Origin of the sequence: Actinoplanes sp. SE50/110 (assembly GCF_900119315.1) — a bacterium.
Taxonomy (GTDB): Bacteria; Actinomycetota; Actinomycetes; order Mycobacteriales; family Micromonosporaceae; genus Actinoplanes.
In genome coordinates, this window is sequence record NZ_LT827010.1 from 723,085 (window position 1) to 746,582 (window position 23,498).

23 protein-coding genes and 1 pseudogene are annotated in these 23,498 nt (G+C 70.9%); 19 read left to right on the forward strand and 5 right to left on the reverse strand.

From position 1 onward, the window contains the following. Nucleotides 1–29 precede the first annotated feature (29 nt). Nucleotides 30–713 carry a TetR/AcrR family transcriptional regulator gene (locus ACSP50_RS03145; protein WP_014687707.1) on the reverse strand — a complete coding sequence of 228 codons (684 nt, stop codon included), beginning with the start codon at nt 711–713 and terminating at the stop codon, nt 30–32. Nucleotides 714–814: 101 nt separating this feature from the next. On the opposite strand from ACSP50_RS03145, the gene ACSP50_RS03150 reads away from it, so the two are divergent. Further along, entirely contained in the window at nt 815–1,738 is a 924-nt protein-coding gene (locus ACSP50_RS03150) for an NAD-dependent epimerase/dehydratase family protein (protein WP_014687708.1), read from the forward strand. A 1-nt stretch (nt 1,739) separates the two neighbouring features. Here ACSP50_RS03150 and ACSP50_RS03155 read toward each other — a convergent pair whose 3' ends face one another. After that, a complete protein-coding gene (locus tag ACSP50_RS03155) occupies nt 1,740–3,131 on the reverse strand; it encodes a gamma-glutamyltransferase (RefSeq protein WP_014687709.1) in 1,392 nt (463 codons plus the stop codon). Between the two features lie 39 nt (nt 3,132–3,170). Here ACSP50_RS03155 and ACSP50_RS03160 point away from each other — a divergent pair. The 4 genes and pseudogenes from ACSP50_RS03160 to ACSP50_RS03175 all read left to right on the forward strand — a co-directional run. Then, nucleotides 3,171–3,389, forward strand: a pseudogene (locus ACSP50_RS03160) (MFS transporter); the annotation flags it as partial. A gap of 96 nt (nt 3,390–3,485) precedes the next feature. Beyond that, on the forward strand, nt 3,486–4,634 hold the full coding sequence (locus ACSP50_RS03165) for a Fic family protein (RefSeq protein WP_043510759.1): 1,149 nt from the start codon (nt 3,486–3,488) through the stop codon (nt 4,632–4,634). A 4-nt stretch (nt 4,635–4,638) separates the two neighbouring features. After that, the gene (locus tag ACSP50_RS03170; protein ID WP_014687712.1) at nt 4,639–5,175 is read left to right on the forward strand and encodes an NADH-quinone oxidoreductase subunit B; all 537 of its coding nucleotides are present in this window, start codon (nt 4,639–4,641) and stop codon (nt 5,173–5,175) included. A gap of 10 nt (nt 5,176–5,185) precedes the next feature. Continuing rightward, a complete protein-coding gene (locus ACSP50_RS03175; protein ID WP_014687713.1) occupies nt 5,186–6,487 on the forward strand; it encodes a DUF2252 domain-containing protein in 1,302 nt (433 codons plus the stop codon). Nucleotides 6,488–6,491: 4 nt separating this feature from the next. Here ACSP50_RS03175 and ACSP50_RS03180 read toward each other — a convergent pair whose 3' ends face one another. Beyond that, complete coding sequence (locus tag ACSP50_RS03180; protein WP_014687714.1) at nt 6,492–7,397, reverse strand: hypothetical protein; 906 nt, start codon at nt 7,395–7,397, stop codon at nt 6,492–6,494. Continuing rightward, complete coding sequence (locus ACSP50_RS03185) at nt 7,397–7,891, reverse strand: RNA polymerase sigma factor (protein ID WP_014687715.1); 495 nt, start codon at nt 7,889–7,891, stop codon at nt 7,397–7,399. The genes ACSP50_RS03180 and ACSP50_RS03185 overlap by 1 nt, the downstream gene beginning before the upstream one ends. 106 nt (nt 7,892–7,997) lie before the next feature. Here ACSP50_RS03185 and ACSP50_RS03190 point away from each other — a divergent pair, with 106 nt between their 5' ends. From ACSP50_RS03190 to ACSP50_RS03255, 14 genes are all read left to right on the forward strand, one after another. Next, a complete protein-coding gene (locus ACSP50_RS03190) occupies nt 7,998–8,618 on the forward strand; it encodes an NADH-quinone oxidoreductase subunit C (protein WP_014687716.1) in 621 nt (206 codons plus the stop codon). Next, entirely contained in the window at nt 8,618–9,577 is a 960-nt protein-coding gene (locus tag ACSP50_RS03195; RefSeq protein ID WP_014687717.1) for a complex I subunit 1 family protein, read from the forward strand. The genes ACSP50_RS03190 and ACSP50_RS03195 overlap by 1 nt, the downstream gene beginning before the upstream one ends. Before the next feature lie 102 nt (nt 9,578–9,679). Continuing rightward, nucleotides 9,680–10,279 carry an NADH-quinone oxidoreductase subunit I gene (locus tag ACSP50_RS03200; protein WP_014687718.1) on the forward strand — a complete coding sequence of 200 codons (600 nt, stop codon included), beginning with the start codon at nt 9,680–9,682 and terminating at the stop codon, nt 10,277–10,279. Next, nucleotides 10,276–10,845 carry an NADH-quinone oxidoreductase subunit J gene (locus ACSP50_RS03205; protein ID WP_014687719.1) on the forward strand — a complete coding sequence of 190 codons (570 nt, stop codon included), beginning with the start codon at nt 10,276–10,278 and terminating at the stop codon, nt 10,843–10,845. Before ACSP50_RS03200 ends, ACSP50_RS03205 begins: the two co-directional genes overlap by 4 nt. Further along, on the forward strand, nt 10,845–11,201 hold the full coding sequence (locus tag ACSP50_RS03210; protein WP_014687720.1) for an NADH-quinone oxidoreductase subunit K: 357 nt from the start codon (nt 10,845–10,847) through the stop codon (nt 11,199–11,201). The genes ACSP50_RS03205 and ACSP50_RS03210 overlap by 1 nt, the downstream gene beginning before the upstream one ends. After that, the gene (locus ACSP50_RS03215; protein WP_014687721.1) at nt 11,198–13,111 is read left to right on the forward strand and encodes an NADH-quinone oxidoreductase subunit L; all 1,914 of its coding nucleotides are present in this window, start codon (nt 11,198–11,200) and stop codon (nt 13,109–13,111) included. The genes ACSP50_RS03210 and ACSP50_RS03215 overlap by 4 nt, the downstream gene beginning before the upstream one ends. Further along, entirely contained in the window at nt 13,111–14,670 is a 1,560-nt protein-coding gene (locus tag ACSP50_RS03220) for a NuoM family protein (RefSeq protein ID WP_014687722.1), read from the forward strand. Before ACSP50_RS03215 ends, ACSP50_RS03220 begins: the two co-directional genes overlap by 1 nt. Before the next feature lie 151 nt (nt 14,671–14,821). Next, nucleotides 14,822–16,276, forward strand: a complete 1,455-nt coding sequence (locus ACSP50_RS03225) for an NADH-quinone oxidoreductase subunit N (protein ID WP_014687723.1) — start codon at nt 14,822–14,824, stop codon at nt 16,274–16,276. Nucleotides 16,277–16,688: 412 nt separating this feature from the next. Continuing rightward, nucleotides 16,689–17,594, forward strand: coding sequence for a zinc metalloprotease HtpX (htpX, locus tag ACSP50_RS03230; protein ID WP_014687724.1), 906 nt, complete (start codon nt 16,689–16,691; stop codon nt 17,592–17,594). Between the two features lie 202 nt (nt 17,595–17,796). Next, complete coding sequence (locus tag ACSP50_RS03235; RefSeq protein ID WP_014687725.1) at nt 17,797–18,273, forward strand: DUF1707 domain-containing protein; 477 nt, start codon at nt 17,797–17,799, stop codon at nt 18,271–18,273. A gap of 56 nt (nt 18,274–18,329) precedes the next feature. Beyond that, nucleotides 18,330–19,337, forward strand: coding sequence for an LLM class flavin-dependent oxidoreductase (locus tag ACSP50_RS03240; protein WP_014687726.1), 1,008 nt, complete (start codon nt 18,330–18,332; stop codon nt 19,335–19,337). Between the two features lie 19 nt (nt 19,338–19,356). Next, complete coding sequence (locus ACSP50_RS03245) at nt 19,357–20,169, forward strand: GNAT family N-acetyltransferase (RefSeq protein WP_014687727.1); 813 nt, start codon at nt 19,357–19,359, stop codon at nt 20,167–20,169. A 44-nt stretch (nt 20,170–20,213) separates the two neighbouring features. Further along, nucleotides 20,214–20,822, forward strand: coding sequence for an MOSC domain-containing protein (locus ACSP50_RS03250; RefSeq protein WP_014687728.1), 609 nt, complete (start codon nt 20,214–20,216; stop codon nt 20,820–20,822). A gap of 21 nt (nt 20,823–20,843) precedes the next feature. After that, complete coding sequence (locus ACSP50_RS03255; RefSeq protein ID WP_014687729.1) at nt 20,844–21,146, forward strand: GNAT family N-acetyltransferase; 303 nt, start codon at nt 20,844–20,846, stop codon at nt 21,144–21,146. 458 nt (nt 21,147–21,604) lie between these two features. On the opposite strand, the gene ACSP50_RS03260 is transcribed toward ACSP50_RS03255, so the two are convergent. Continuing rightward, nucleotides 21,605–22,162 carry a Uma2 family endonuclease gene (locus ACSP50_RS03260; protein WP_014687730.1) on the reverse strand — a complete coding sequence of 186 codons (558 nt, stop codon included), beginning with the start codon at nt 22,160–22,162 and terminating at the stop codon, nt 21,605–21,607. Nucleotides 22,163–23,498 lie beyond the last annotated feature (1,336 nt).

Sequence of the window (23,498 nt, forward strand, 5' to 3'; positions counted from 1 at the left end):
GCCGCAGCGCACGCAAAAAAGAATGTGGTCTAAAGAAGTCCCGCAAACCTTCCCGCCGCTCGCATCTGCCATTCGAAGAAGCCCCTCCGGTCGTCTTCGATGGTGTTGTTGAGCTGCCCGAAGAGTTCCGCGCTGACCGCCCCGCACAAATGCACGAAGCCATACATCACCGCCCCCACCAGATGCGCCGGCGCATCCGGGTTGATCTGCGCCGCGACCGCCGCCATCTCCTCCCCGAAGCGCCCTTCCGGCTGCGCCGGAACCTCCCCGAGCCGCCCCTGCGCCAGTGCCATCTGTGTCGTCGCGGCGAGCGCGAAGATCACCCGGGTGGCCGGCACGACGGTGTCCTGCGGCGCCTGATACCCCGGCACCGGGCTGCCGTAGATCAGCGCCCACTGGTGCGGATTCGCCACCGCCCAGTCCCGCACCGCGTGCCCGATCGCCACCCACCTGCGCATCGGGTCGTCGGTCGTTTCGGCGGCCTGTTCCGCCGCCGCCCCCACCGCGTCGTAGGCGTCGATGATCATCGCGGTGAGCAGTTCGTCGCGGCTGGCGAAGTAGCGGTAGACCGCGGACGACGCCATGCCCAGGTCCCGGGCGACGGCCCGTAACGACAGGTTGGCGCCATCGGTTGCCAGGTGACGCTGAGCCACCTGTTTGATCTCTTCGGTCATCTCGGCCCGGACGCGGGCCCGCAGGTTGGCGGCCTTCATGGGAGCCAGTGTGCCACAACGAGAGCAGTGCTCTTGCATGGTTGCGGGAGATGTGTCATCGTTGTTCTCGACAGAGAGCGGTGCTCACAAAGGAGAACGACATGCACGTCATCATCGGTTCCGGTCCGATCGGCGCGAACGTCGCCCGCCTCCTGGCCGACCGGGGCGAGCGGGTGCGGATCGTGACGCGCAGCGGCAGCGGGCCGGAGCATGCGCTGATCGAGCGGGTCGCCGGTGACGCCGCCGACGCGCAGCGGTTGACCGAGCTGGCCCGCGGCGCCGAGGTCGTCTACAACTGCGCCAACCCGAAATACACCGAGTGGGCGGACAAGTGGCCGCCGATGAACCACGCCATGATCGAGGCCGCCCGGGCCGCCGACGCGGTCTACGCGATCACCGGGAATCTGTACGGCTACGGCCCGCAGCCCGGCGGCGTGATGACCGAGGACACTCCGCTGGCCGCCACCGGGCGCAAGGGCCGGATCAGGGCCAGGATGTGGCAGGACGCGCTGGCCAGCGGCGTCCGCACGGTCGAGGCGCGCGCCTCGGACTACGTCGGGGCCGGCGCCGTCAGCACCATCTCCGCGGTGCTGCTGCCGGCGATCAACAAGGGCCGGGCGGCGATGGCGCCGGGCGACCCGGAGGCGCCGCACACCTTCACCTACACCGGTGACATGGCCCGCACGCTGGTCACCCTGGCCCGCGACGAGCGCGCCTGGGGCAAGCCGTGGCACGTCCCGTCCGGCCCGGCGATCAGCATGCGCGAGCTGGCCGACCGGTACTGCGACGCGGCCGGGGTGCCCCGGGTCAAGGTCAAGGGCCTGCCGCGGTTCGTGATGCGCACGGCCGGCCTGGTGGTGCCGATCGCCCGAGAGCTGGCCGAGATGGACTACCAGTTCTACGCGCCGTTCCACATGGACAGCTCGCGCACCCAGCGCACCTTCGGCCTCACCCCGACCGACCTGGACGTGGCGCTGCGCGAGACCGCGGCCGCGGCCGAGGCGACCGCCGCCCGCCGGATGTGAGTCAGAGCAGCAGCCCGACCCCGCCCCGGCGCGGGTCACCGGCGACCCCGGCCTGGCCCACCGCGGTCACCCCGCCGAAGTAGTGGTTGAGCTCGGGCCACTCGACCACGTGCCACCCGGCCTCCCGCAGCGTCGCCAGCTCGGCCGGCGGGCAGCCGTTCTCCGCGTGGATCGTGTCGCCCACCGCGTGGAACCGCGGCCGGGCGATCGCGTCGGCCACGTCCAGGCCGTCCACCAGGACCCCGAGCAGCGTGTCGACCAGGGCGGTGCGGATTCGCGAGGCGCCGGCCGAACCGGCCGCGACGGTCAGCGAGTCGTCCGGGCCGATCACCACCAGCGGGCACATGTAGGACGACATCCGCTGCCCCGGCACCAGTGGCTCGGTGAGCAGCTCACCCTCGCCCAGCATGGAGTTCAGGTTGATGCCCAGCCCGGGCAGCCACACCCCGGCGCCCAGCCCGAGCGTCGTGGTGACCACGCAGGCGTTGCCGTCCGGGTCGACCACCGAGACGTTGGTGGTGTCACCCAGCCGCTGCGCCCCCAGATTGCGCAGCGCCGTGGCGACCGCGGCGGCCCGGCCCGGACGGGACAGGTCGGCCGGCAGCGCGCCGATCGTGTCCACCGTGCGGTTCAGGTCGTGCCGGGCGCAGACCCGGTAGCCGGCCAACGTGGCATGGTCGACCGCCACCTCGGCCACCCGGTAACTGCCCAGGTCGCCCGGGCCCAGCGTGCCGCCGGCCGCACGGACCGTGGCGACCAGCAGATCGGCGTACTCCCCGCCGTAGAAGACGCCCGGCCCGTCACTGGCCAGCGCGTCCATCGCGGTCGCCAGCCCGTCGTGGAAGAGCAGCTCGTCGCTCTGCAGCAGCCGGCCGCCCGGCTGGTACGGGGCCGCGCCCTCGCCGAAGGCCAGCGCCGGCGCACACGACTGCAGCGTGCGGGCGTGCGCGGCGGGCAGCAGCACCCCGGTGCGGGCCAGCCCGGCCGCCGGCGCGACCACGTCCCGCCACGGCAGCCGGCCCCAGCGGCGGTGCACCTCGCCCAGCCCGGCCGGCACCCCCGGTACCGCGACGCTGGCCCCACCGATCGAATAGATCTGCGGCAGCCCGCCGAAGAACACGTCGACCGCGACCATCGGCTCCGGCTTCCGGTCGCCGTCCAGGCCCGGCACCGCGACGAAGAAGTCCAGGCAGGTGACCTGACCGGTATGCGCGTCGAAGTAGGTGGCGAAGCCGCCACCACCCAGCCCGGTGTAGATCGTCTCGGCGACGCAGCAGGCCAGAACCGCGCCGACCGCGGCGTCGGCGGCGCTCCCGCCCGCCTCGAGAATCCGCACTCCGGTGCGGGCGGTCGCCGGATGGCTCGCGGCGACGCCGGCCGCAACGCTTCCCATGCTGGCGAGCGTAGGCGGCAACGCCCGATCATGGTTACGATGCGCGTCGATGACGCCCGCGATCCCTCTCCCGTGGTAACCCGGGCGAGTGTTCCGCCCAGGAGAGTTTTGGCTGGGTACGCGTTCGGATCCCTGGTCACCGGCGCTTTCGGCACGGTGCCCGGTTTGTTGCTTCCGCCGTATCTGACCGACACGCTGGGTGTCGCCGCGGGCGTAGCCGGCCTGCTTGTGCTATCGCCGAAGGCGTGGGACGCGCTGTCAACCCGCTGGCCCTCCTGACTAGGTTTCCCAGCATCCTCCAGCGTCCTGACGGGTCTTCTTGACGCAATGTCTGCGTCATTGTTTGATTGAATCGTGCTCTACCCGACTCCCGCTCTTGAACCCGCTGACCAGGCGGTCCTCGCCGAGGTCGACGTGATGCGCGAAAGACTTCGCCATCAGATTCAGTCGCGGCCTTCCAAGTGGGAACAGGGACTCCGCAAATTTCTCACCGCGGACGCGGTCGCAGCCTCCAACTCCATCGAGGGGTTTCGCGTGTCAACGGCTGACGTCCAAGACCTCATGGACGGCGAGCGGGACGTTGAGGTGTCCGACGAGAATCGCGAGGAGACGCTTGCTTATCAGCGGATGATGACCTACGTGCAGACGCTGCACGACTTCGCCGACTTCTCCTACAGCAAGGGACTTCTCAACGCGCTGCACTGGATGTTGCAGGGGCATCGCCATACGCCGAACAAGCCCGCGGGCCAGTGGCGTCACGGTCCCGTGTATGTCACTGCTCCAGGACACCGCACTCGCACCCTCGCCTACACGGCACCGGATGCATCCGAGGTTCCCGGTCTGATGTCGGAACTCGTCGACTGGCTCGACACTGACGACGGCGCGCATCCGCTGATCCGGGCGGCAATGGCGCATCTCATTCTGGTTTCCATCCATCCGTGGGCGGACGGCAACGGCCGGATGTCCCGCTCACTGCAAACGCTGATGATCGCGCGTGAGGGAGTGCTTGCTCCGGAGTTCTCCTCGATCGAGGCATGGCTCGGCCAGTCTCTGAACACGTTCGAGTACTACCGGGTACTCCAGGCCCGCGGATCTACCTACCGGCCGAACCAGGACGTCTCGCCGTGGATCAGGTGCAACCTGACGGCTTATCACCAGCAGGCGCAAATGGTGCAGGGCCAAGCCGATCTGTCGGCGACGGTGTGGGAACGACTCTTCTCCTTCGCCGGGCAGAAAGGTCTGGACGAGCGAGTCGTCTCCGCCTTGCACGACGTAGCGGTATTCGGTCGAATCCGGCGGCACCGCTACGAGCAGGCGGAAGGACTGACCCTGCAGCAGGCCCAGCGTGACCTCCGTGACCTGGCTGCGGCGGGAATGCTGGAACCGGTCGGTCGCACCCGTGCTCGCTACTACATCGAGGGCTCCAACTTCCCGCAGCAGGTGCTGGAGGACGCGCGCCGCCCGATGAGCCTCATCGACCCGTACGAGAATGCAGTAGGTTGACGAAATGGCCCTTCCTGGAGTGCTCGGTGAACCCATCCGGTTCGTGCTGAACTGGGGCCGTCGGTACTCCCTCTGGGTGTTCAACTTCGGTCTCGCCTGTTGCGCGATCGAGTTCATCGCCTCCAGCATGAGCCGCCACGACTTCATGCGCCTCGGCGTCATCCCGTTCGCGCACGGTCCCCGTCAGGCCGACCTGATGGTCGTCTCCGGCACGGTCACCGACAAGATGGCCCCCGCCATCAAGCGGCTGTACGACCAGATGCCCGAGCCGAAATACGTCATCTCGTTCGGTTCGTGCTCCAACTGCGGCGGCCCGTACTGGGACTCGTACGCGGTCACCAAAGGTGTCGACCAGATCATCCCGGTCGACGTCTACGTCCCCGGCTGCCCACCCCGCCCGGAAGCCCTGTTGCACGGCATCCTGCGCCTGCAGGAGAAGATCGCCGCCGAGCAGTCCGGCCCCGGCGGCGTCTCTCGCCCCGACCCCCTCACCAGGACCGCCGCCGCCCTAACCGCTCCCGTGGTGGCCCCGCCGGTCTAGCGTGGGCGGCATGAGTTCTGCGTCTCGTGCCGACTTCATCGTCGACGTGCTGGCTCGCGAGTTCGGCGAGCTGATGGCCATCGATCCGACGGCGTTCCGCCGCAAGTTCCGGAAGATGGCGGCTTCGCCGTTCGCGTTCTACCGGGGGAGTGCCTCGCTGTTCTACGCCGACCAGGTCGGTGACTTCCGTGACGACAGTTATCTCGACGAGCGGACCAGCCGGGTGTGGATCCACGGCGATCTGCACGCGGAGAATTTCGGCACCTACATGAACTCGTCCGGGCGGCTCGTCTTCAACGTCAACGACTTCGACGAGGCGTACGTCGGTCCGTTCTCCTGGGATCTGAAGCGCTTCTCGGCGAGCGTCGCGCTGATCGGCTATTCGAAGGCACTCTCCGACGACAGCATCTCGGCGCTGGTCACCACGTTCGCCGAGTCGTACCTGACCGAGCTGCGGGCGATCGCGCAGGGCGGCGACGACGCGATCGGGTCGATCACCCTGGAGAACGCGGACGGGGTGCTGCGCCGGGTGTTGCAGGAGGCGCGGCTGAACACCCGGGTGGCCCTGCTCGACGGGCAGACCACGGTCGACGACTACGAGCGCCGGTTCTCCCTGGGCGACGGCGTCTTCGAGGTGGACGAGGCCACGGTGGCCCGGGTGACGGCCGCCTTCGACCGGTATCTGGCGACGCTGCCGGACACCGGCCGGCCGATCTCCACCAACATCAAGGACATCAAGCTGCGCAAGGGCGTCGGGATCGGCTCGGCCGGGTTGCCGTCGTACAACCTGCTGCTGGAGGGGCACACCGAGGCCCTGGAGAACGACGTCATCATCTACATGAAGCAGGCCCAGGTGCCGGCGGTGGCGCGGTGGATCGACGACGAGCGGGTCCGGTCCTACTTCAAGCATCAGGGTCACCGGACCGCCGAGTCCCAGCGGGCGCTGCAGGCGCACGCCGACCCGTGGCTGGGCTACACCGAATTGGGCGGCGTCGGCCAGCTGGTCGCCGAGGTGTCGCCGTACGCCGCGGATCTGGACTGGTCGGATGTCAACGAGCCGGAGGAGCTCTCCGGGGTGATCGCCGACCTGGGCCGGGCGGTGGCCCGGATGCATTCGGTCGCCGACGACGAGTCGAGCCACGACCTGGTCGACTTCTCGACCGAGGAGGCGATCGTCGCGGTGGTCGACAAGGACGAGAAGGGGTTCGTCGCGCACCTGGTCGACTTCGCCCACAAGTACGGTGACCAGGCCCGGGAGGACCACCAGGACTTCGTCGACGTGTTCCGCAACGGTCGCATCCCGGGCCTGTGAGAGATCAGCGGCGTGTCACCCGGTAACCCAGGGCGCCCTGGGCCGACGCGACCGTGCTGAATTCGAAGAAACCCATCTTGCTGCCGGCCGGCATGGTCACATCGAAGTCGTGCGCTTTCCCGTCACACTCCACCACGAAGGCCTTGAGCGGGTGGAACGGTCCGGTGGCCTGTTGGTTCCCGGCCTGCCCGTGGACCGGTCCGGTGCCGATGCACGCCGCGGTGACCCGGTACGAGCCGGCTCGCACGCTGTTGTCCTGCACGCCGCTGGCGCCGTTGTCGTCGAGGAAGGTGCTCGACGCGTTGTCCCCGATCGCCTGCCTGGCCGCGGCCATCAGCTGCGCCCGGCTCTTCTCGGAGAGGTTCAGCGCCCAGCCGATCCCGACCCGGCCCAGCGCGGCCGGGTCGGACCGGGCGGCGACGGAGATCTGCTGCCGTCGCCCGGTGACCGCCACGGTGATCGCCTTCTTGTCCGGGGCCGGTCCGCAGGGTAGTTCCAGGTGCGTCTCGCCTGCCCTCAGGTCGACGGTGCCGGCCTGGCCCGCACAGGCGGCGACGAAGTCGTACTCGCCGGGCAGGACGTCGAGAGTGACCAGCGGGCCGTCGCCGGTGATCGTCCCGCCGTTGGTCTGCGGGTAATCGTGCAGGCGGATCACCCGGGCCGCGTCGAGGGCGAGGCTGTCACGTTCCGCCTGGCTCAGTGGGGCGGCCGGCTCGGCCGGCGAGGACAGCCGCAGGGGGGTGGTGAAGGCGGCCACCGCCAGAACGGCCAGGCCGATCCCGGTCACCGCGGCCGCCCGCCGCCGTCGGCGCCGGACCGTCCGGCGGGCCGCGTCAGCGCCGGGCGGCCTGATCCGCGGCAGCGTGTCGGTACGCAGGTCGGCGAAGAGCCGTTCGATCTGGTCGGCCATCACTCGCCTCCGATGGTCAGATTCAGCCGGGCGGCCATCGCCGCGCGACCTCGATGCAGCCATGACTTGACGGTTCCCTCGGCGACCCCTTCGCGGCGGGCCACCTCGGTGATCGGCATGTCGGCCAGGTAGTGCAGGACCAGCGCCCGCCGATGAGCGCCGGGCAGCGTGGCCAGTGCCGAGATCAGCGCCACCCGGTCCGGTCCGGGACCTTCGGTGTGCAGCTCGGCGACGGTCTGCCGGCGCAGGAAGCCGATGGAGGTCCGCACCCGGCGCCAGCGGCTCACCGCCAGGTTCCAGGCGACGCGGCGGATCCACCCGACCGGATCCCCGTAGCCGGAGACCTTGCGCCACCGGGTGAACGCCCGGCAGAACGCCTCCTGCACGACGTCCTGTGCCTCCTGGCGATCGCCGAAGTAGGCGTACAACTGGACGGTCAGGTCGGCATAGTGCGCGGCGTACACCTCATCGAACGACGGCGGGTCGGGCGGCACGGCGCTCAGCCACTCCGTTCGATGCTCGTCAACTGCTGTCACGGCGACTACACGTCCGGGCCCGGCGGGAGGTTGCAGGCCGGCCCCGGATCATAGGATGGCTGCCATGACGCCCGAAGAGGTCGGAGAACGCCTCGTCCACCTGATGGAGACGGACGACCCGGGCCTGGGCGTCGTCACCGCCGGGGTGTCCGGCGGCGGTCCCGGCCATTCCCGGGCGGTGGTCGACGTCCCGGTCGCCCGCTGGTGGCACGCCGCCACGATCGCCCGCGATCCGGGTGCGCTGGGCTGCGACTTCTTCGACTGGCTGTCCGCGGTCGACGAGCTGGACGACGGCTTCGACGTGGTCGCGCACCTGTGGTCGACCCGGCGGCGGCACGGCCTGCTGCTGCGCACCCGGGTGCCGCGGGCCGACCCGGAGGTGGAGTCCCTGGTGGACCTCTATCCGGGCGCCGACTGGCACGAGCGGGAGACGTTCGAGATGTTCGGCATCGTCTTCGCCCGCCATCCGGGGCTGCGGCCGCTGCTGCTGCCGCCGGAGTTCGAGGGGCATCCGCTGCGCAAGGAGTTCGTGCTGGCCGCCCGGGTGGCCAAGCCGTGGCCGGGGGCCAAGGAGCCGGGCGAGTCGGAGCACGGCACGGCGAAGCGGGCCCCGATGCGCCCGCCGGGCGTCCCCGATCCGAGCGAGTGGGGCCCCCGCAGGACCAGGGGCGGGGAGGCCGGCTGATGCCGCTCTGGCTGGATCTGCTGATCCGGGTCGCCGCCGTGATGGTGGGCTTCCTGGTGCTCCCGCTGCTGGTCGGGCAGGCCGAGCACAAGGTGATGGCGCACATGCAGGGCCGGGTCGGCCCGATGTACGCGGGCGCCTTCCACGGCTGGGCGCAGCTCGTGGCGGACGGGGTCAAATTCGTCCAGAAGGAAGATGTGCATCCGGACGGAGCCGATCGCCCCGTTTTCCGGCTGGCGCCGATCGTCGCCCTCTTCCCGTACCTGGTGGTCATCCTGACCCTCCCGCTCGGCCCGCACGGCCTGGTCGCGCAACGGCTGGACATCGGCCTGTTCCTGGTCCTGGCGATCCTCGGGATCGGCGTGGTCGCCGTGCTGATGTCGGCGTGGGCCTCGGCCAACAAGTACAGCCTGCTCGGTGGCCTGCGCGGCGCCGCCCAGCTGCTCGGCTATGAGCTGCCGCTGGTGCTCGCCGCGGCCAGCGTCGCGATGGCGGCCGGCACGCTGAGCCTGCCCGGCATCGTCGAGGCGTGGCGCCCGTGGTGGCTGATCTGGCAGGCGCCGGCCGCGCTGGTCTTCTTCATCGCCGGGCTGGCGGAGATCCGCCGCCCGCCGTTCGACATGCCGATCGCCGATTCCGAGCTGGTCTTCGGCTACATGACCGAGTACACCGGCCTGCGGTTCGCGTTCTTCCTGCTCGCCGAGTACGTGGGGATCATCGTGATCGCCGCGCTCACCACGGTCCTGTTCCTGGGCGGCTGGCACGGCCCGTTCGCGGATCACCTGGGCTGGCTGTGGACGCTGCTCAAGATGGCCGCGCTGTCCTTCGTGATCATCTGGTTCCGGGTCACCTACCCCCGGCTGCGCGAGGACCAGCTGCAGCGACTCTGCTGGCTGATCCTGGTCCCGGTCTCGCTGGCCCAGCTGGTCCTCACCGTCGCGGTGAAGTCCCTGCTCTGAGCGCCGGTGTGCGATCGGTCGCGGCGATGGTCGGGCACGGGAGGGCGTTCGAAGCCGGGTCGAGGTCGCGTCGCTCGGACGAAGCGGGCAGGATATGCCCTTGTGACTGATGACGGCGACCACCTCGTACCCGGCAAGGGTTTGATCAATGGCCTTGCCGTCACCCTCAAGACACTGACCAGGAAGACCATCACCCAGCAGTATCCGGACGTCGAGCCGGAGCTGCCCCCGCGCTCGCGCGGCGTGATCGCCCTCCTGGAGGAGAACTGCACGGTCTGCATGCTGTGCGCCCGCGAGTGCCCCGACTGGTGCATCTACATCGACTCGCACAAGGAGGAGGTCGTCGTTCCGGGCGCCGCCCGCGCCCGGCAGCGCAACGTGCTGGACCGTTTCGACATCGACTTCTCTCTCTGCATGTACTGCGGGATCTGCATCGAGGTCTGCCCGTTCGACGCCCTGCACTGGACCCCCGAGTTCGAGTACGCGGAGACCGACGTCCTCTCGCTGCTGCACGACAAGGGCCGGCTGGGCGAGTGGATGCGGACCGTGCCGCCGCCGCCTGCGCACGACGTGCTGGGCGAGCCTTCCAAGGAGGAGGCGACCGCGGCACGCAAGGCCGCCGGTCCGGGCGCGGCCACCGCCGCCAAGACCGCAAGACCGGCTACGGTACGCCCGCAGCAGCGCCCGGAGAGCCAGCAGTGACCGTCGCCGATGTGTTGATGCTCGCGCTGGGCGCCGTGGCGGTCGGCTCGGGCGCCCTGGTGGTGACCAGCGCCCACCTGGTCCGCTCCGGCCTCTACCTGGTCGTCTCGCTGGGCGCGATCGCCGGCCTCTACCTGGTCCTCGGCGCCGAACTGGTCGCCTGGACCCAGGTGCTGGTCTATGTCGGCGCGGTGGTCGTGCTGCTGCTGTTCGCGGTGATGCTGACCCGCGCCCCGATCGGCCCGAGCCCCGACCTGGACCGGCCCGCCGGCCCCTCCGCCCTGATCGGCGCCGGTGTCGGTCTCGGCCTGGCCGCCCTGTTCGCCGACGCCTTCCGCTGGATCGAATATCCGCGGGCCGCCCCCGGCACCGCTGAGCGGATCGGCGCCCAGGTCTTCGGCACGTGGGTGCTCCCGTTCGAGGTGCTCTCGATTCTGCTGCTGTCCGCCCTGGTCGGAGCGATCGTGCTGTCCCGCCCGGATATCGGCAGGCGCACGGGGCACCCTTCCGCACCGGGGGAGACGACGGACAGGCAGACGGACGAGGACGAGGAGGTGCCGGCCTGATGCACGTGACCGTTCCCTACGTGATCGGTGCGTGGCTGTTCGGCCTGGGCGCCTACGGCGTGGTCCGCCGGCGCAACGCGATCCTGGTCCTGATGGCCGTCGAGCTGATGCTGAACGCGGTGAACCTGATCCTGGTCACCGCCGACGTGTCGCTGCGCCCCACCTTGCGCGGCGTCCCGAGCGAGTCCTGGGCCACGCCGAATGCGCAGCCCGGCTCGGGCGGCGTCTTCGCCCTGTTCGTGATCGTGCTGGCCGCCGCCGAGGTGGGCGTCGGCCTCGCCATCGTCCTGCAGTATTACCGGATGCGCCGGGCCGTCGCGATCGACGAGGTCGCCCTCGACGAGGTGGATCAGTGACCACCGACGTTCTCGGCGCGCTGCTCCCCGGCATCCCCCTGCTGCTGGGCCTGCTCGGCCTGACCCTGCGCCCGGGCGACGGTGGGCCCCGCCGGCTCGCCGCCACGCTCGGCATCGCCGGCGCCGCCCTGGCCCTGCTCGACGCGATCGCCCTGTTGGCGATCACCACCAGCCGCGCTGCGCCGCTGGCGGCCGGCACCACCTGGGCGCGCTTCGGCGACATCGAAGTGACGCTCGGCTTCGCGGTCGGCCCGGCCGCGCTCTACGTCGCGCTCGCGGTCTGCGTGGTCGCCCTGTGCGTCCAGGTCTACTCGACCACCTATCTGCACGACGACCCGCGCTATGCGCCCTATGCCGCCCAGGTCGCCCTGTTCACCGGCGCGATGCTGCTGGTGGTCAGCTCCGGCGACCTGATCGGCCTGCTGATCGGCTGGGAGGTGATGGGCGCCTGCTCCTACCTGCTGATCGGCCACGACCGCCGGCTACCCGAGGCCCCGGCCGCCGCGGTGAAGGCGTTCCTGGTCACCCGGGTGGGTGACGTCGGCTTCCTGCTCGGCATCGCGCTGCTGGTCGCCGGCGCCGGCACATCCCGGCTGTCGGTGGTGCTCACCCACTCCTACGGCCACGGCACGCTGATCGCCGCGCTGCTTCTGCTGCTCGCCGGGGTGGCCGGCAAGAGCGCCCAGTTCCCGCTGCACACCTGGCTGCCCGACGCGATGGCCGGCCCCACCCCGATCTCCGCGCTGATCCACGCGGCCACCATGGTCGCCGCCGGGGTCTACGTGGTGTTCCGGACGTTCCCGCTGTTCCAGCAGTCGCCGGCCGCGCTGGCCACCCTCGCGGTGATGTCGTCGATCACCATCCTGCTCGGCGCCCTGTCCGCGATGGCCCAGGACGATATGAAACGCGTGCTGGCCTGGTCCACGGTCTCGCAGATCGGCTACATGACCGGCGCGCTGGCCGTCGGTTCACCCGCGGCCGCCCTGTTCCACCTGCTCACCCACGCCGCCTTCAAAGCCCTGCTGTTCCTCGCGGCGGGCGCGGTGATCCACACCGTGGGCGGCAACCACCTGTCCCGGATGGGCGGCCTGCGCACGCACATGCCGGTCACCTTCTGGTCGTTCGTGATCGGCCTCAGCGCGCTGGCCGGCCTGCCCCCGCTTGCCGGCTTCTGGTCGAAGGAGAACGTGCTGACCGCGGCCGCGCACGCCACCGACGGCGGCGGGACGGCACCGGTCTGGGCCGCCTGGCTGGTCTGGGTCGCCGCGCTGCTCGGTGTGGGGCTCACCGCCTGGTATGCGACGCGCCTGCTGCTGCGCGCATTCTTCGGCCCGTCCCGGGCGCACGGTCCGGCGGGCCCGCACTGGGAGGTCGGCTTCGACGACGCGCGCTATCAGTCCCCGGCCGTCCCGCACGATCCGCCCGGCCCGATGCGCTGGCCGATCCTGCTGCTCGCGATCCCGGCCGCGCTGCTCGGCCTGGCCGCCTTCGCCCCCGGCTTCCGGCACGCGCTGGAGCTCGACGACCCGCACCTGAGCGTCGCCATCCTGCTGCCGATGCTGTTGCTCGCGACCGGTGCCGGCACGGCCTGGTGGTTGTGGTGGGCGGTACCCGGGGCCGACCCGGCCGAGGCGCTGGGCCGGGCCCGGCCGCTGTTCGCCGCCGGATTCCATCTGGATCACGTCCAGAGCCTCCTGGTCGTACGACCGGCCAAAGCCCTGGCCCGGTTCGCCACCGCTGCGGACGAGCGGGTGGTGGACGCCGCCGTCGAGGGCGCCGGCACGGCCACCCGCGGGCTCGGCGGGATGTTCGCCGACGCGCACCGGGCCAGCCTGCCCGGCGCCGCGGTCCTGGTTCTGTTCGGCGCCCTGATCCTGAGCGTCGTCGCGTGGTTGGGGGCCCTGGGCTGATGTTCCACGACTATGCCTATGACACCGCCACCTGGACAGCGGGGTCCGTCCTGCTGCTGGCCCTGCTCGTGGTCCCGGCCGTGGGCGCGGCCGTGGTGGCTGTGCTCCCGGCCCGGCACGACCGGCGGGCCCGGATCGTGGCCACCGTCTTCGCCGGGATCACCTTCGGGCTCTCGATCGTCCCGGTCTTCGCCGGGCAGCGGGGCCAGGTCTGGGTCGGCTTCACCGGCCGGGACACCGTGCCCCTGATGCCCTGGGTCAATCTCGACCTGCCCTGGGTGCCGGCCCTCGGCCTGCGTTTCCACCTCGGGGTGGACGGCGTCTCCTATCCACTGATCGTGCTGACCGGGCTGCTCACCCTGCTCTGCTGCGCGTACACGGTGCGCAAGGTGCCCAGGGGCGGCGGCTCCGGTCGTACGCTCAGTGCCCTGTTGTTGATCCTGGAAGTCGGTGTCCTGGGCACCTTCCTCGCCCTGGACCTGCTGTTGTTCTTCGTCTTCTTCGAGGTCGTCCTCCTTCCGATGTACGCGGTGATCGCCGGCTGGGGCGGCCCGGAACGCCGTGCCGCGGCCCGCAAGTTCGTCCTCTACACCCTGGCCGGCTCGGTCCTGCTGCTGCTCGGCGTGCTGCTGGTGACCACCAGGGTGGGCACCGGCGACCTGATCAGCCTGACCGGCGCCCCGATGCTCTCCCGCACCACCCAGTGCGTGGTGTTCGCCCTGCTCGCGGTCGCATTCGCGATCAAGGCCCCGCTCTGGCCGCTGCACACCTGGCTGCCCGACGCGCACACCGAGGCGCCCACGGTCGGCTCGGTCGTCCTGGCCGGCGTGCTGCTGAAAATGGGCACCTACGGCCTGATCCGGGTCGGCGTCGGCGTCGCCCCGCAGGGCGCCTCCTGGGCGGCCCCGGTCCTCGGCGTGCTCGCCGTGATCGCGATCCTCGCCGGCTCGCTGATCTGCCTGCGGCAACGCGACCTGAAACGCCTGATCGCCTACTCCAGCGTCGGCCACATGGGTTTCGTGCTGCTCGGCATCGCCACCCTGACGGTCACCGGCCTGCAGGCCGCGCTGCTCGGCAACGTGGCACACGGCCTGATCACCGGCCTGCTGTTCTTCCTGGCCGGCACGATCAAGGACCGCGCCGGCACCGGCTCACTCGACCAGCTGAGCGGCCTGCGGGAGACCGCGCCGCGGCTGGCCGGCCTGCTCGGCTTCGCCGCCATCGCCTCCCTCGGGCTGCCCGGCCTGGCCGGCTTCTGGGGCGAGGCGTTCGCGGTGCTCGCCGCGGTCCGCCGGGGCGGCCCACTCTGGCTCACCCTGGCCGCCGTCGCGGCGCTCGGCGGCGCCCTCACCGCGGCGTACTTCCTGCGCCTGCTGCGCCGGGTCACGCACGGCCCGACCACCCCGACCGTCCACGCCCTGCGTCCCTCGATCGCCGGCGTCGAATGGTTCGCCTGGACCCCGCTGATCCTGCTCACCCTGGCGGTCGGCGTCATCCCGGCCCTGGTCATCGCCAAAACCGCCGTCCCGCTGACCACCCTGCTGGGAGGACACCCGTGACCGGTCCTGCTCCGACCCCGCTGGGAGGCCACCCCGTGGCCGCTTCTGCTCCGACCCGGCCGGGTGTCCACCCCGTGGCCGGTCCTGCTCCGACCCGGCCGGGTGGCCACCCCGTGGCCGGTCCGTCGCCGACCTCGATGGGAGGGCGCTCGTGAGCCAGTCCGTCGACCACTTCGCGCTGCTGCCCCTCTATGCGGCGGCCGGCACCGCGATCCTCGCCTTCCTGGCCGACCTGTTCCTGGCGAACCGCACCGCCGTCCTGTCCGCCACCGCGCTCGGTGGCCTGGCCACCGCGGTTCTGGCCCTGGTCGTCGGCCCCGAACCGGGTACCTTCTGCACCACCGGCGCCTGCTCCTGGCTGCCCACCTGGCCGGCCGCGGTCACCGCCGCCCTGTTCGCCGCCCTCACCGTCGGCGTCCTGGCCCTGTCCACCCCGGCCCTGCGCCTCGGCATCGCCCCGGCCGGCGAGTTCTGCTTCCTGCTGGCCTGCTCGATGACCGGCGGCGTGGTGATCGCCTACGCCGGCGACCTGATCACCCTGATCGTCGGCCTGGAGACGCTGACCCTCCCGCTGTACGTCCTGGTCGGCCTGCGCCGCTTCGCCCCCGGTGAGCGCCCCACCACCGCCGGCGTCTCGGCCTCGCTGACGTTCTTCCTGATCAGCGTCGTCTCCACGGCCGTCACCCTGCTCGGCGCCGCCCTGAACTACGCCGCCACCGGCTCGGTGCACCTGGCCCTGCTGCACCCGGCCACCGGCCCGTTCCGCCCGCTCGCCGGCGTCGGCGTGGCCCTGCTGGTGATCGGCCTGGCCTTCAAGGTCGCCGCCGTCCCGCTGCACGCCTGGGCTCCGGCCACCTACGACGGCGCCCCGCTCCCCGTCGCGGCCTACCTGTCCACCGCCTCGAAGCTGGGCGGCGTCCTGGCGCTGGCCGCGATCGTCGCCCGTCTCGACGCCCGCGCGGTCATGGCGGTACTGGCCGTCCTCACCATGACCATCGGCAACCTGGTCGCCCTTCGGCAGACCCGGATGGTCCGCCTGCTGGCCTGGTCGTCGATCGCGCAGGCCGGTTACATCCTGGCCGCCCTGGCCCTCGGCGCTCCGGGCGTTCCCGCCGCCCTGGCCTACGCGGTCCTGTTCATGGTCCTGGAGTTCATCGCCTTCACCGTGGTGACCGCCCTGCGCCTGCCCGGCGCCGACGGCGGCACCATCCTCGACCACCGCGGAGCCGCCCGCCGCAACCCGTGGCCGGGCGCCGCCCTGACCCTGTCCCTGGCCGGTCTGGCCGGGCTGCCCCCGGGCCTGGCCGGTCTGTTCGCCAAGCTGTCCGTGGTCGACGTCCTGATCCGGCACCACTGGTCCTGGCTCGCCGCGGTCGTGGTCCTGAACGCGGTCATCGCCCTGGCCTACTACATCCGGGTCACCGCGACCCTCTACTCCCTGCCGCCACGGATCGGCATGACCGTCGCCGACCCGGCCCTGATGGACGCCGCCCTGCACCCCCGGCTTCCGGTTTCCCGGCCGGTCGCCGCCACCCTCGCGGTCTCGGTGGCGGTGGCCATCGTGCTGGGCTTCGCCCCGCAGCTCCTCTTCGCCGCGCTGAGCTGAGCCCTCGCCGCGGCCGCACGTCTCGGGATCACCGCTCCGCACGGCATCCGCCGCTTGGCGGCGGCTCCGCACCGGGCTGCCCGGCACGGCATCGCGCGGTTCTGCATCGCGCCGCGGAGCTTCCCATCGCGCCGCGCCGCGCCGCGGGGCTTCCCATCGCGCCGCGCCGCGCCGCGGGGCTTCCCATCGCGCCGCGCCGCGCCGCGGGGCTTCCCATCGCGCCGCGCCCCGCCGCGCGGCTTCCCATCGCGCCGCGCCCCGCCGCGCGGCTTCCCATCGCGCCGCCCGCCAGCGTGCCCCGGCGGCGGCGACTCCCGGGTTGACGCTCGCGGCGTTCCAGCGTACTCACAGCGTCCGCCCGGATGAACGTGCAGGCTTTCCGCGTTCTCTGGAGTGTGGGTCACGAGCCCGCATGCCGAAGGAGTCGAACGTGCACAGCCATCACAACGGACTCAAGACGGCCGCCCTGCTCGGCCTGCTCACCGGCCTGATCCTGGCCGTGGGGTATTGGCTCGGCGGCAGCACCGGCCTCGTCATCGCGGTGATCTTCTCGCTGGTCACCAACGCGGTCAGCTACTTCTTCTCGGACCGGATCGCGCTGCGGGCGATGGGCGCGCAGCCGGTCAGCGAGGCCGAGTTCCCGGCGCTGCACCAGATCGTGCGGGAGCTGGCGGCGCAGGCCGGCCAGCCGATGCCGCGGCTGTACGTGTCGCCGTCGATGCAGCCGAACGCCTTCGCCACCGGCCGGGATCCGCAGCACGCGGCGGTCGCGGTGACCGCCGGCATCACCCGGATCCTGGATGCCCGTGAGCTGCGCGGGGTGATCGGGCACGAGTTGTCGCACGTCTACAACCGCGACATCCTGATCTCCAGCGTCGCCGGCGCACTCGCCGGGATCGTCACCATGCTCGCCCAGCTGGCGATCTTCCTGCCGTTCGGCGGTTCGGACGACGACGATGCGCCGAACCCGGCGTCGCTGTTGCTGATGCTCATTCTCGGCCCGCTGGCCGCGTCGATCATCCAGCTGGCGATCAGCCGGAACCGGGAGTTCCAGGCGGATGCGTCCGGGGCCACCCTGACCGGTGATCCGCTGGCCCTGGCCAGTGCTCTGGAAAAGATCCACTACGGCACGCAGCGGATGCCGCTGCCGGCCGAGGGGCAACTGACCAGCGCGGCGCACCTGATGATCGCCAACCCGTTCCGCGCCGAGGGGATCGCGGCGCTCTTCGCCACGCACCCGCCGATGGTCGAGCGGATCCGTCGGCTGCATGAGCAGGCGTCGCTCACCGGCGGGGCGTCCCGCCCCTACCTTCGCTGAGGCCACGGCCGCGCGGGGGCGCGGCCGTCCGCTTCTCCCCGGACCGATCCGATTGCCGGCGTACGCGGTCAGCCGGCGCCCGTTTCCGATCACACTGACCCGGGTGGCTTCCGCGGAGCGCGCCGTGTCACGGTCACCACAGCGTCGCCGGTTTTCGATAGCCTGACGCCGACAACCGGCGCGTACGCGAAGGAGCCCGGCCATGGCAAAAGAGGTAACCGGCCCGGGGCGGCGTGGCGAGCAGATCGAGTCGCTGCGGGCCGCCGACTCCGACCGGCAGCTGATCGCCGACCAGTTGAAGGGCGCGCTCGACGAGGGCCGGCTGTCGCTGCACGAGTACGACGACCGGGTGGCCGCGGCGTATGCGGCACAGACGTACGCGGAACTCCTGGTCCTGGTTCGTGATCTTCCGCAGCCCGGGACGAGCGCCGCCGAGGTGCGGGCCCGCCAGGCTGCCGAGAGCCGGCGGGAGTCGCGGCGGCTGCCGGTCGCGCTGATCGTGCTCTGGACCGTCTGGGCGGCGCTCGCCGCCGTCAACCTGGTGGTGTACGCACTGGTCCGGACCACGGTCGACCACGAGATCTACCCGTGGCCGGTCTGGATGCTGGTGCCCGGGGCCGCCCTGGCCGCGGTCACCGCCGGCGTCCAGGTGCTCCGGCACCAGCAGCGCCGCCCCTAGGGCGGGAGACCGGCATCACCGTGGCACCCACCCGGTTTTCCGGATTGGATGAGGTCATGACCCGTGTTCCGCTCTCCGTGCTGGATCTGGCCACCGTCCGCGAGGGGCACGGCAGCGCCGACGCGTTGCGCGGCACCATCGCGACCGCGAGGGCGGCCGACGAGCTGGGATATGCCCGGTTCTGGGTCGCCGAGCACCACAACATGCCGGCGGTGGCGTCGACCTCACCGCCGGTGCTGATCGGGGCGGTCGCCGCGCAGACCGGCCGGATCCGGGTCGGTTCCGGCGGGGTGATGCTGCCCAACCACATGCCGTTCGTGGTCGCCGAGCAGTTCGCGCTGCTGGAGGCGCTCTACCCGGGCCGGGTCGACCTGGGCATCGGGCGGGCGCCGGGCACCGATCAGGCGACCGCGGCCGCGCTGCGCGGGGTGTCGCCGCATCTGACCGTGGAGCGGTTCCCCGAGCATCTGCGGACGGTGCTGGGACTGCTCGGTGACGCTCGGGTGGCGGGCGCGGCGGGGCGTCTGCACGCGACGCCGGCCCCCGAGACGTACCCCCAGGTCTGGATCCTCGGCTCGTCGACCTATGGCGCGCAGGTCGCGGCCGCTCTGGGCCTGCCGTTCTGCTACGCGTACCACTTCGCGATCGCCGCCGATGTGGACGCCGCGCTGCAGCTGTACCGGTCGGGCTTCCAGCCGTCGCCGGGCCTGCCCGAGCCGCACGTGATGGTCAGCGCGTCGGTGATCGCCGCCGAGACCACCGAGGAGGCGGAGTTCCTCGCCGGCCCGAGCCGGATCATGGCGTTGAGCCTGCGCACCGGGCGGCTCGGCCCGATCATCTCGCCCGAGCAGGCCGCGACCCGCGAGTTGTCCGATCTGGATCGTCAGATGCTGCACGCGTTGCCCGGCACGCAGTACGCCGGCACCGCGGACGAGGTGGTCGCCGGCCTGGATGCCCTGGTCGCCCGCACCGGCGCGGACGAGCTGATGCTGGCCGGCACCGTCTACGACCCGGAGACCCGGCGGGACACCCTCGCCCGAATAGCGAAGGCGTGGGGCCGATGACCGGATCTAGGATGACCGGATGACCTGGGAGATCAGGTCCGATCTGGACCGATTCGCCGCGGTCGCCGGGGATTTCCTGCGGGCCTCACCGGTGCGGCACACGGTTTTCCTGACCCTGATCGACAACCTGCGTTCCCGCGGCCTGCACGCCTACGGCGCGGGAGACCCGGTTTTCGGCTGGTGGATCACCCCCGGCGACGACTCGGTGAGCGGTGTCCTGCTGCAGACGCCCCCGCATCCGGTGATGTTCACCGCGCTGCCCGCGCCCGCCGTGCCGGCCGCCGCCGCGGCCTTGCGGAGCCGCCCGCTTCCCGGGGTCAACATGCTCGTCGACGATCTCCCCGCGTTCGTCGGCTCCCGGGCGCACCAGCCCGGGATGCGGACCCGCCTGCACCCCCTGGGCACGCTGACCCCGCCGTCGCCGCCGGGTGCCGCGCGGCCCGCCGGCCCGGCCGACCGGGATCTGGTGACCGCCTGGCTCACCGACTTCTTCGCGGTCACCGGCGAGCCCCGCGCCGACGTCGCCGCGGTCGTCGACGAACTGCTGCCCCGGGTCACCCTCCGGGTCGACGACGCCACCCCGGTCTCGATGGCGGTCCGCTCCCGGCCCGCGGCCGGCATGATCCGGATCTTGTACGTGTGGACCCCACCCGCCCTGCGCCGCCACGGTTATGCGGCCGGCGCCACCGCGGCGGCCACCCGTGCCGCCCTCGACGAGGGTGCGGCCGAGGTCGTGCTCTACACCGATCTGGACAACCCGACCAGCAATGCCCTTTACCACCGGCTCGGCTACCGTCCGGTGGAGGATCGAGCGGTGGTGACTTTCGCGTGAACGGGATCGCGTTGTCGGTCAACGTGGGTGCTTCGGAGCCGAGCATGGGCAAGGACGTCCCGACCACCGGCATCAACAAGAAGCCGGTGTCCGCCCCGGTCCAGGTCCGTGCCCCCGGCCCGCGCCGCACCGGCCTGCACAGCGGCATCGTCGGCGACCACATCGGCGACACCCGGCACCACGGCGGCGACGACCAGGCGGTGTACGCGTACGCCACGGAGGATTACGCCTGGTGGGCCGCCAACCTGGGCCGCGACCTGGCTCCGGCCACCTTCGGGGAGAACCTGACCACCTCCGGCCTCGACCTGCGCGACGGCGTCATCGGCGAACAATGGCAGTTCGGTTCCGGCCTGCTCCTGCAGGTCACGTTCGGCCGGATCCCGTGCCTCACCTTCCAGAACAGGATGGCCGAGCCCCGCTGGGTGAAACGCTTCTCCCAGGCCAACCGCACCGGCGCCTACCTGCGCGTGCTCACCCCCGGCACACTGGTCCCCGGCGACCGCATCACGGTCACCGACCGCCCGTCGCACGGCCTGACCCTCACCGAGGCCTACGAGATCTACATGCACGACCCCACCCGCCTGCCCCGCCTCCTGGAGGCCCCGGAACTCCCGCCCGCCATGCTGGCCGAGGTGACCGACCGCCTCACCTGATCATCATGGTTTGATGGCGGCATGGAGTTCACCGTCGCCGAGGTCCCGGACAAGGGCCGCTTCGAAGCCCGCACCGACACGGGCGCCCTGGCCGGGGTCCTCACCTACCAGATGACCGGCCCCATCGTGGTCTTCACCCACACCGAGGTGGACCCGGCCTTCGAACACCAGGGCGTCGGCTCCGCCCTGGCCCGGACCGCCCTGGAAGACGCCCGCGCCAGGTCGCGCACCGTCGTCCCGATGTGCCCCTTCATCGCCGCATGGCTCGACCAGCACAAGGAGTTCGAACCGCTGGTCGCCCGCAACACCCGCCGCATCAAATAGCCCCGGCACGTCCCCGCCCGCCGCAACGTCCCCCACTTGTCGGCGTAGCTCCGGGTCTCCCGGGCGGCCTCGGACTCGTCGGTCAGGTCGGCGGCGTAAGGCCGTAGCGAGTCAGATTTCCCGCGCAAAGTGCCACCACCGTATGAACGTCTATCTATCTCCCGCCGGTTCGGAACGACCTTGTCGGTCAGCCGACAAGATCCTGGTGTGAACAGGGCTCGGGGTGAGCTGGAGTGCCCCGAGCATGACGATGAGGTCGACCGCAGGGCAGTGGTCAACCCGGCACAAGTTGGCGCGCTGCTCGCCGCAGTCCATCACCGCACGCCCGAACTGGTCGCCTTTGGTCCTGAGTGGGACCCGGTGGGACCGACGGGAGAAGCCCCTCGCCGCTGTCTCAGCAGTTGATTGAGGGGCTTCTTTTATCCTGTGGTGGCCGGCGCTGTCGGCGGCTGCGGCTGTCAGCGACGAACGAGCGAACGCGTGTCGAGGTCGAACCGGAACGGGTACTCGGAGGTTAAGCTCGCGCCAGTCTTCACGACGGTTTCCTCGACGTAGTGCTGGCCATCGAGACGGTTGAGCCGTAGCGTCAGCGAGTCCGGCGCCTCGTGCTCGACGAGGAGGTACCACCCGATGCCCGCAGCGGCGTAGAGCTGCATCTTGAGTACACGGTCCATGGCGGCATTGCTCGGCGAAACGATCTCACCGATCAGGAGCACCCGGGAAGCGTCTGCCGTGACGGCCTCCTCGTCCTGGTCCACCACAGCCAGGTCGGGAATGACGATTCGGCCGGTGTTCAGCCGGACGTTGATCGCCTCATAGACAAAGAGCCCGGCTGGTTCGGCGCCCTCGTCCAGCGCGTTCGCCAGTCGGCGAGAGAGACGCTGATGGCTCATGCTCGGCGCGGGGCTCACCACCAGGCTCCCATCGATGAGCTCGATCCGGTCCGTCGTCTCGCCGAGCGCAAAATACTCGTCCTCAGTCCATGGACCGACGTGGTCAACCACTCCCACGCTCATCGACGACGTCACCTCCAGCAGCGGCTCATAAGAAGGGTGCTTCCGTCCACGGTACGGCACGTCAGTCGGCGCGGCGTCCCTGGAAAGCGGCACGCTGGCGTGAGTAGGTAGAAGGAGATCCGGGGCGTTGGCCATGCCGCCCGGATGAACCAAGGCGCCCGCAGAATCCGATGCATGCCTGCGCGCTCACCTGCTTACTGACTTCCTCAGTCGTGTTGCTTCTACCGGCACGCAGGATGAGGTTGACGAGGTTCCGGCGGGCTAGGTGAAGGCTCACCCTACCGGGGACGAATGGGGGAAGTGTTCCCGCTATGTTGCCGTGGAGGGTCGTAGACGGCCGGATTTTGCGGGACTCGCTAGAGCACAACGAGAACGGCCCCGGACCGCGTTTCCGCTGGTCTCAGGGCCGTTATCTGTGCTTGTGGCGGGTAGAGGATTCGAACCTCTGTAGCTTTCGCGACGGATTTACAGTCTGCTGATCATCCGTCGCTGACCAGGCGAAACAACCCCGATCGGCGCCAGGCCGACACGGATGCGACAACGAGGGCCCCTGCAAGCGGGTCCAACGATCAAGGACCGCTGAAACAGGGAGGCGGGGGAAGGGCACTCGCCGTCTATCTGGCGTTGGGTGGGTTGGTCTCCCAAGCAGGGCGAGATCTTGGCTTAGCGGGGCTCCTAGCGGCTGGCTGGGTGGGGTCATATGGATGTGCCTGCGGGCGGTTCGGGGGTGCGCTGTCCGATTGCCGCTAGGCGCTAGATCGCTGGCCAGGCGCACGAGGGTTGAGCTAGCGGACCCGCTAGGCCTAGCGGCCGACCCCGCTAGGGCCTAGCGGGGAGGGGTGAACCAAGCGAGGCTTGCCTATGGCCCTGAGCGTTGCCCCTCTGTTTCAGTCCGCCTTTGACTGGTGCTCGCGTACCTCTCCAGCGCTGTCCCCGTACTGTCCCCGTGCTTTTCCCAGCTCAGGAGTGGTTGGGGGACACGGGGGACAGCGGGGACACGGGGGACGGGGATGTGTGTTGGCGGGGACAGGTGTCCCCGTGTCCCTCCTGTCCCCGGTGTCCCCGGACCGAGCTGACCAGCGGAAACGTCGGGGACACGCTGTCCCCTGCTGTCCCCGGCGCACCGGGTAGCGGTGGGCGGCAACCGAAGTTGTCGCGGCGCGTACCAGCTTGACGGCCATGCGCGCAGGGCGTGCTCGCGTACCGCCTCCAGCGCTGTCCCCCTGCTGTCCCCGTACTGTCCCCCTCCTTTTCCCAGCTCAGGAGTGGTTGGGGGACACGGGGGACAGCAGGGGGACACGGGGGACGGGGATGTGTGTCGGCGGGGACAGGTGTC